Genomic DNA, 8,840 nt, shown 5'->3' on the forward strand with positions numbered 1-8,840 from the left:
GCAAATACCGTTCTCTGCTTTGGCTTCCAGCAGGTTGCCAATAGTAGTGCTACCCGTAGGAGAATCGGGCAGTAAGGCTGCAAAATCATTGGTAAAAGCAAAAGGGCCGTCGAATTTTTCATTGACCGCACCATCGGCTCTTTTATTACCCGGGCATAAATAACAGGTAGGGTCATACGCCGGCATATCGGTTTCCGGAACCTGTTCCTGTTTACCCTGCCAGGGACGTTTGGTACGGTGTGGCGATACCAGGATCCACTCTCCTGTTAACAGGTTTTTCCTGGTATGCGGATGTTCTTTATACGTAAATGCTTGCATAAGAAAGAAAGCTTAAAGCAGGGAAGTTCCATTCCCGATTTGAACAATATAGGCCTGCATGGTTTTACCGGTATGTTGCTGGTAGGCTGTACCAACCGATTCAATTAATGCCTCTACAGCCTGGGATTTCACCAGGTTAATGGTACAACCCCCAAAGCCACCGCCCATCATACGGGCACCATATACCTCCGATACCGGCCGCACCTGTTCAATCAGAAAATCCAGTTCCGGGCAACTCACCTCATACAAACCAGACAGGCCTTTATGCGAGCCATACATCAATTCACCAAATGCCCGCATATTGTTGTGGTGTAATTGGTGGCAGGCGTCGAGCAGGCGATTATTTTCTTCCATCACATAGCGGCAGCGGTTATACAACACCGTTGATTTCGGCAGCAGCACCTGGTTCAGTTGCTCCAGGCTGGCATCGCGCAGATTATGAAGGTCGGGGAAAGCCTGGTTCAATAAATGCAGGCCTTCTTCGCATTGGCTGCGGCGCACATTGTATTCACTGCTACCCAGTGAATGTTTAACATTGGTATCGAGCAGTACAATCTTAAATTCATCCATTTCAAAAGGAACCGGCTCATATTCCAGGTTATTGCAGTCTAGTTTCAGTACCCGGTTTTTTTTGCCAAACATACTGGCAAACTGGTCCATAATACCACAGTTCACCCCTACAAATTCGTTCTCCGCTTTCTGGGCCAGCTTAACCATTTGAAGGGTGGTTAAGTTGGTCTGGAACAATTCATTCAATGCAAATGCAACAGCACATTCCAGGGCGGCAGAAGAAGATACGCCGGCGCCCAGCGGAACGTTGCCCCCAAATACCAGGTTAAATCCTTTCACAGGTAGGCCTAGCCGCACAAACTGTTGTACAATTCCCAATACATAATCCGACCAGTTATGGGCCGGCAGTAGTTCCTGGGACAGATCAGCTTCTACCATAGCTTCCAGGTCGGCCGCATACACGTTTATGAAATTGTCGGATCGTTGTTGAGCGGCTACTACGGTAACTTTATCAATGGCCGCCGGTAATACATACCCTTTGTTATAATCAGTGTGTTCACCAATCAGGTTTATACGTCCGGGAGATTGAACCAGTAAGGGCCTTGTCTGAAATAGCTCAATAAATTTTTGCTGAATACTTGCTGCAATTTGCTCTTTTTCCTGTTTGTTCATGAGATTCATTTAGTCCATCCCGCCCCTCCCCTGGAAAGAGGACGGTTTGTGGATGGTACGACTGCTTGTCAAAATTATTGTGTTAGATTTTTTATCAAATCTATTTCATCTTTACTAAATGGTGATCCGTCTTTTCTGAATATATCATGAAACCAGAGCTTGGGTTCTGATCCATCGGGCACAGGAGTATCCCAGGCATAAATGGTATTTGATTTACCGGCAACCAGGCCCCAGTTAATAGCGCCTACCTGCTGTTCTTTCAATAAGGGAAGTATGGTAGAAAACAAACTGTTTCTGGTACGCGCCATATATTCTGTACAGATCATTGGCCGGCCGTGCATTTTCAATAACTGAACAACTCGTTTATGCCAGTCGGCCGCTTCGTAGTTGTGATAGGTAAGTATATCAGAATTAGCCACCTGGAATTCATTCAATTCTTCAAAGTTCCAATCCCACACACCCGCACTAAGGGGCTGATCAGGATTTACGGTACGAGCCCAGGTAAATACATTTTTCAGTAAGGGGAGAGAACTGTTTTTTTTGCCGGAGTTGCCCGGTTCATTATAAAGATCCCATAACAGTACGCGTTTGTCGGTAGCAAACCGGCTGATAACGGCTATAACGTAGTTCTCAAGTGCAGGAAAAAGGGTACTGTCTTTGTGATAAGGATCGCCCGGGTCCTGCACCCAGCCAGAATTATGGGTACCTGGTTTAGGATCGGGCTGTTTACCGGTTTTGGGTTCTTTGTTCCAGACATCGTCAAAAATCACGAAAATGGTTTTGATCTTATGGGCATCTGCAATAGCCAGGTAGGTATCCATCCTTTGTAAAAAACCGCTGGAGTCCTGTTCCCAGGCTTTGCTGTGCAAATAAACCCGCATGGTATTCATCCCGATCGACGATGCCCATCCTAATTCGCGGTTAATGGTAGCGGTATCAAAGGTTTCTGCCTGCCACATTTCAAGCTGGTTGATAGCGGTACTGGGCAAAAAATTAGCCCCTACGATCCATTTATGCTGGCTGTACCAATTAGCCGCTTTTTCGAGCGACCATACGGGTCTTATTTCATTGACCACTGGCTTTTGAGCCGTGGGCTCGCTTGCATTGTTGCAGGAAAATAAGCCGGCAACCACCAGCAGGGTGGTCAGAAACTGTAGTTGTAAATTTTTTCGAAACATACGCAAAAAGGTTAACGATTACTTAGTTTGTCCGGAACCGGTGGGGAGAACTACCAATTAAATTAAGGCTATCTTTATTAAGAATACCAGCAGGTTCCGCATAGAAGCAACCTGCCCGGGCTGGGGCTGGCATATACAGCAGGTGTAAAACAGGCGGCAGGCAGGCAATCATGGAAAAACTTCTTTTGCAAAGATGCCGGTTTGCGCCTTGCAGCGTGAATCGTTTTGTATCATTAAATTGTCAAACTGTATCAATAAATTCTCATCTGGGTAATGCAGGAACAAAAAGAAAACTTTGGGGTACAGCGCTGGGTGGTGGCAGTGGCCCTGGTGTTATTTGTACTAAAAATGGTGGCATACTATCTTACCGGTTCTGTTTCCATCCTAACAGATGCCCTGGAAAGTACCGTCAACGTGGTATCCGGATTTATCGGTTTATACAGTTTATACGTGGCTGCCAAGCCGCGAGACCAGGATCATCCTTACGGGCATGGAAAAGCAGAGTTTGTATCGGCCGCTGTAGAAGGAACTTTGATTTTGTTTGCGGGGCTTTTCATCATTTATGAATGTATCCTTCATTTTATTAATCCGCCCGAGCTGAAAAAACTGGACTGGGGGGTGGCGCTGGTAGCCGTAGCCGGACTCATCAACTACCTGATGGGAACAGTAGCCATCCGGCAGGGTAAAAAAAATAATTCACTGGCGCTGATTGCAAGCGGCAAACACCTGCATTCGGATACCTATTCAACCATCGGCATAGTAGTTGGTGTAGTACTGATCTGGATCACCGGCTGGAAAATGCTCGATACACTGGTGGCCTTATTATTCAGTTTCGTGATATTGTATACGGGTTATAAGATCCTGCGAGCCTCGCTGGCAGGCATTATGGACGAGGCAGACAAGGCGTTGCTGGAAAAAATGGTATTGCACCTGAACCAGCACCGCAAACAGAATTGGGTAGACCTGCACAATTTGCGCGTTATCAAATACGGTAGTATCCTGCATGTGGATTGTCATCTTACGGTACCCTGGTACCTGAATGTTCACGAAGCCCATACGGAAATAGATGCCCTGAGTGAAGAAATCCGACAGCAGTTCGGCAGCAGCATTGAATTATTTGTGCATTCAGACGGCTGCCTTGATTTTTCCTGCGCCATTTGTACTAAAACAGATTGCCCGGTTCGAAAGCATGCTTTTGAACGCAAAGTAGAATGGACGCTGGACAATATCATTTCCAATAAAAAACATCGTTTGGGTACCGGTTCCGACTCTTTGCACAAAACGGCCTAAATTCGTGGCGCAAAACGGCGTACAATGAAAGAATGGAAAGCCTACCAGGAACAACATAAGGATCGTTTTTTGACGGAGTTACTGCATCTTTTACGGATTCCGAGTATCAGTGCCCGATCTGAGCACAAGGATGATATGATACGCTGTGCGGAAGCCGTTAAGGCCAGCCTGTTGGAAGCAGGTGCGGCAAAAGTGGAGATCTACCCCACCAGCGGGCATCCTATTGTGTATGGAGAATTGATAACGGATGCTTCTAAACCAACGGTGCTGGTATATGGGCACTATGATGTGCAGCCGGCAGATCCGCTTGAATTATGGAAGAGCGGCCCTTTTGAGCCGGTACTGAAAGACGGTAAAATTTTTGCACGGGGCGCCTGTGATGATAAAGGGCAGTTTTTCATGCATATCAAGGCGCTGGAAACCATGGTACAAACCGGGCAGTTGCCGACCAATATCAAATTCCTGATCGAAGGTGAAGAGGAGGTTGGTTCTCCTAACCTGGCCGATTTTGTAAAAACACATAAAGCGCTGCTGAAGGCGGATGTGATCCTGATTTCGGATACGGCTATGATTAGTTTGGAACATCCTTCGATCGATATCGGCGTACGGGGTCTTTCCTATATAGAAGTAGAGGTAACCGGGCCTAACCGCGATCTGCACAGCGGGGTTTATGGCGGTGCGGTAGCCAATCCCATTACGATCCTGGCCAAAATGATTGCCTCTCTGCACGATGAGAACAATCATATTACCATCCCGGGATTTTATACGGATGTGGTGGAAGCCAGGCCGGAGGAGCGTGCGCTGATGGCGGAAGCCCCCTTTGATGAGTTGGCCTATAAGGCGGATCTTGGGGTGAATGAGCTCTGGGGCGAAAAAGGATTTACGACCAATGAACGAACCGGCATTCGGCCCACACTGGAACTAAACGGGATCTGGGGAGGTTATACGGGCGAGGGAGCAAAAACGGTGTTACCGTCCAAGGCTTTTGCCAAAATTTCCTGCCGACTGGTACCGAACCAGGATTCGCATCGGATTACGGATCTGCTGATACAGCATTTAATGGCAATTGCGCCGGCGAATGTAACGGTAAAAGCGAGTTTGCACCATGGGGGTGAGCCGTATATGACGCCGATAGATTCGAAGGAATACCGGGCTGCTGCGCGGGCTATTGAAACAACATTTGGCAAGCAGCCGATTCCGGTTCGGGGCGGGGGCAGTATACCCATTTGTGCGTTATTTGAAAAAGAGCTGGGTTTAAAGATCATTTTCCTGGGTTTTGGATTAGACAGTGATAACCTGCATTCTCCCAATGAAAAATTCGACCTGGCGAATTTCTACAAAGGCATCGAAACCATTCCTTATTTTCATTTATACCTGTCAGACAGGTGTTAGAACATGGTTCTAACACCTGTCTGACGTCTTACACATGAAAGTCCGAATTGATAAATACCTATGGGCCATCCGGTTGTTTAAAACCCGTGGACTGGCAGCCGAAGCCTTGGATAAAGGGCGGGTAAAACTGAACGGCAGCCCTGTAAAAGCATCCCGCACCGTTGTAATCGGCGATGAATATGAAGTGAAGACAGAAGCCCGGAAATGGGTCATAAAAGTTACCGGCATCCTGCAAAACCGCGTCGCCTACCCCGAAGCAATCCTCCATTACCAGGACCTTACACCACCCGAGGAACTGGAACGTATTCAATACCAGGCCGCCAGCTTCCATACCGGCAAACGACTCAGCAAACAAGGACGCCCCACCAAAAAAGAACGCCGCGACCTGGATGAGTTCACCGGCGACTAAGCCGCCCACCAAAACAGACTGAGCAAAGTCATATCCCCATCCCCTACAGGTCATATTCCCATCGCCGCCAGGCGCCTAGATTTGTGGCATGATAATTTCCGGTTTTATCTAAAATCACGGTTTATGACAGCAGCTACCACAAAAAGAAATCACCGCCTGCGCAGGCCCCTGTTCGTGTACGAAGGTGCATCCGAACTAAGAAAAAGAGCTACCAGCTGGGTTCCAGCCGCCAATGTTTCGGAAACAGCGGAGGAATATATTATCCGGCTGGCTGTACCAGGAATGGACCGCCCCTGTTTTCAAATTCATGCCAGCGGAAAAGAACTGGTTATCAGTGGCAAAAAAGAATTAAGTACCGAATCCGATGCCGCCGGAAAATCGACCTATGAATACAACTATTCCGCCTGGGAACGGAGCTTCGGCTTGCCCGAAGACGCCGATACGGCACTTACCCAGGCAACCTATACCAATGGTGAACTCGTGCTGCACATCCCCCGGAACATTGCTGCCATCGACAGCGGGGAAGTAGATGTGTTCATCTATTAATGTCAATAATTTTCACCCCCCATGACCATCCGGATCAGCAAAACCCGAACATTTAAAGACTTGCAACAGGATTTCAACAGCCTGTTTCCATTTCTTAAAATAGAATTCTTCAAGCGCGGACATGCCGTTGAAGAAGGCTCCAATGCACAAAAAATGCTCCGCGCCAGCCAGCTACAGGATACCACCGGCCATGTTAAAAAGGAAGGACTCCTGGAAATACAGCCCAGCATGACGGTGGCTGATTTTGAACAGACCCTGCTGACCCAATATGGACTGGCTACACAGGTTTTCCGCAAATCCGGTAATCTATGGCTCGAAACCACGATGACGGATCAATGGTCGCTCAAACAGCAAAATGAACACGGTCGCGAAATTTCGAGTCCGGCTGAAAACAGCCCCCAATCCGTTCCCCCTGATTTTGAGCTGAGCCGGGGTGAAGATTAATACAGGAGATTAGCTAATTTGGCAAGGTCCGTAATACGGATCTTGCCATCCTTGATCTCGATCAGTTTTTCCGACTTGAAATCGCTCAGGGTACGGATCAGTGATTCTGTAGCCGTACCCACGTATTGAGCAATATCTTCCCGGGGAATATCCAACGGACAGGGAACTTCTTCCCCATTAAATTTATGGTGGATATCAACCAGCGCCTTGGCTACCCGCTTCCGTAATGAATCATAGGCCAGGTGCAGTAACCGGTCTTCTTTCTCCTTCACATTCTGTGAAATAAGACGGATAAATTTTCCGGCAATAGTCATATCATGATAAACCGCCTGTACAAAATCTTCCTTGGGAATCAGTGCCAGCTCCGCATCTTCCAATACTTCTGCATTATCTTCATAGGAGCCATTTTCCAGTAAAGCGATATAGCCAAAATAATCGTCGGCACTGTACAAATTCGTAATGTATTCTTTCCCGTCTTCATGAAGCCGATAGGCTTTTACTTTGCCCGATTTAAGATAATACAGGTATTTCGGTCTCTTGCCTTCTGCATAAACCAGCTGCCGTTTCGAAAAATGAACGGTTTCAAAATTTGAAGGATCCAGGCGGATCATACCCGACTCCTGCAGATCCTGCAGCAGTTCCTTCACCCCTTCTTCGCCATGGGTATATTTCTGGTGCAGAATATCCTGCTTTTTAAGCCGTATTTCAATAGCGTTCAGTAATTCTATATCGTCAAAAGGCTTGGTAATAAAATCATCCGCGCCCATCTCCATCCCTTTACGAAAATCACTTCGCTCCACTTTTGCCGTCAGGAAAATGAAGGGAATATGTTCCGTTTCAGGATTTTTCCTAAGCAGGTGCAATACACCATAGCCATCGAGCTCGGGCATCATAATATCACACACTACCAGGTCGGGCCGGTTTTGAAGCGCCAGCTCCACCCCTTTTTTCCCATTCTCTGCCGTAGTGGTGCGGTATCCGCCAAGCGTCAGAATCTCCGCTATGTTTTCTCTGATTTCCGTGTGATCGTCAATAATCAGGATATGTTTCATAACAGCAAGCTTATTCATTTCCCAAATAAACGAAAATGCGCCCATTGAGAAAAATCAGTTCCCCGGTTGAGACGGCTCAGCTCCCTGCCTCCTGCGCCGGCTTAGTTTAGCAGCCAAATAAATAGCCTTGGCTACCACCCTGAAAAAAGAAACCACTTGCTTCCATTGCGGAGAAAACTGCGAGGAAGGAGTTATCCAGCTCAATACTAAAAATTTCTGCTGCGATGGCTGTAAAATGGTTTATCAACTCCTCAACAAACACGAACTCTGCGATTATTACGACCTCAATGCCAACCCGGGGCAAAACCAGCGAATTACGGTACGAAAAGACAGTTTTGCCTTTCTGGAAGATGCCGGTATTGAACAGCAACTGATTCATTTTAAAGATGAATCCACTACCCATATCACTTTGTACCTGCCGCATATCCATTGCAGTTCCTGCCTCTATTTGCTCGAAAACCTGCATAAGCTCAACCCCGGCATACTAAAACTAACCGTTCAATTTACACGTAAAGAAGTAGATATCATATTCCGCCAATCAGATATCAGCCTTCGACAGGTAGCAGAATTATTAACCAGCATCGGTTATGAACCCTATATCTCCCTACAGCAGTTAAACAAGACAAAACCAAGAATCCCGCGCACCATGATTTACCAGTTAGGTGTGGCGGGATTCTGTTTTGCCAATATCATGCTCATGAGCTTTCCCGAATACCTGGGGCTCGAAGCTGCTGAAAAAGAGCTGCAATACGCATTCCGCTATCTTAATCTTTTACTGTCGCTTCCCGTACTGCTATTCAGCGCACAGCCATTTTACAGCAGTGCCTGGAAAAGCCTGAAGCATCGTTTCTTAAACATCGATGCCCCTATTGTACTGGCCATCTGGGTAACATTTTTACGCAGCATTATTGAAGTACTGACCGATACCGGCGGAGGTTATTTTGATTCTTTTTCAGGCATTGTTTTTTTTATGCTCATAGGCCGGGTACTGCAGGATAAAACCTACCAGCAATTTGTCTTTCGAGCGCG

The 8,840-nt window shown here is 47.1% G+C and carries 10 protein-coding genes; 6 read left to right on the top strand and 4 right to left on the bottom strand.

Features of this window, described 5'->3' with window-relative positions; translation table 11 throughout:
* From galT to A1D16_RS12670, 3 genes are all read right to left on the bottom strand, one after another.
* Positions 1 to 318 (bottom strand): galactose-1-phosphate uridylyltransferase (gene galT / locus A1D16_RS12660; protein ID WP_290710001.1); only part of this gene is annotated, 318 nt, incomplete at its 3' end.
* Between the two features lie 12 nt (positions 319 to 330).
* Entirely contained in the window at positions 331 to 1,500 is a 1,170-nt protein-coding gene (locus tag A1D16_RS12665) for a galactokinase (RefSeq protein ID WP_290710003.1), read from the bottom strand.
* 74 nt (positions 1,501 to 1,574) lie between these two features.
* Entirely contained in the window at positions 1,575 to 2,678 is a 1,104-nt protein-coding gene (locus tag A1D16_RS12670) for a cellulase family glycosylhydrolase (RefSeq protein ID WP_290710005.1), read from the bottom strand.
* A gap of 273 nt (positions 2,679 to 2,951) precedes the next feature.
* Here A1D16_RS12670 and A1D16_RS12675 point away from each other — a divergent pair, with 273 nt between their 5' ends.
* The 5 genes from A1D16_RS12675 (at position 2,952) to A1D16_RS12695 (ending at position 6,759) form a co-directional block, all read left to right on the top strand.
* A complete protein-coding gene (locus tag A1D16_RS12675) occupies positions 2,952 to 3,968 on the top strand; it encodes a cation diffusion facilitator family transporter (protein WP_290710007.1) in 1,017 nt (338 codons plus the stop codon).
* 24 nt (positions 3,969 to 3,992) lie between these two features.
* Positions 3,993 to 5,360, top strand: coding sequence for a dipeptidase (locus A1D16_RS12680; protein ID WP_290710009.1), 1,368 nt, complete (start codon positions 3,993 to 3,995; stop codon positions 5,358 to 5,360).
* A 34-nt stretch (positions 5,361 to 5,394) separates the two neighbouring features.
* Positions 5,395 to 5,769: an RNA-binding S4 domain-containing protein gene (locus A1D16_RS12685; protein WP_290710011.1), complete on the top strand. Its 375-nt coding sequence runs from the start codon at positions 5,395 to 5,397 to the stop codon at positions 5,767 to 5,769.
* Positions 5,770 to 5,892: 123 nt separating this feature from the next.
* A complete protein-coding gene (locus A1D16_RS12690; RefSeq protein ID WP_290710013.1) occupies positions 5,893 to 6,315 on the top strand; it encodes an Hsp20/alpha crystallin family protein in 423 nt (140 codons plus the stop codon).
* A 21-nt stretch (positions 6,316 to 6,336) separates the two neighbouring features.
* Positions 6,337 to 6,759: a hypothetical protein gene (locus A1D16_RS12695; protein ID WP_290710015.1), complete on the top strand. Its 423-nt coding sequence runs from the start codon at positions 6,337 to 6,339 to the stop codon at positions 6,757 to 6,759.
* Here A1D16_RS12695 and A1D16_RS12700 read toward each other — a convergent pair.
* The gene (locus A1D16_RS12700; protein ID WP_290710017.1) at positions 6,756 to 7,811 is read right to left on the bottom strand and encodes a response regulator; all 1,056 of its coding nucleotides are present in this window, start codon (positions 7,809 to 7,811) and stop codon (positions 6,756 to 6,758) included. The two genes, A1D16_RS12695 and A1D16_RS12700, sit on opposite strands and share 4 nt — an antisense overlap.
* Before the next feature lie 127 nt (positions 7,812 to 7,938).
* On the opposite strand from A1D16_RS12700, the gene A1D16_RS12705 reads away from it, so the two are divergent.
* A partial coding sequence (locus A1D16_RS12705) for a heavy metal translocating P-type ATPase metal-binding domain-containing protein (protein ID WP_290710019.1) occupies positions 7,939 to 8,840 on the top strand: 902 nt, incomplete at its 3' end.

Source organism: Flavihumibacter sp. CACIAM 22H1 (genome assembly GCF_001601815.1).
Classification (GTDB): Bacteria; Bacteroidota; Bacteroidia; order Chitinophagales; family Chitinophagaceae; genus Flavihumibacter.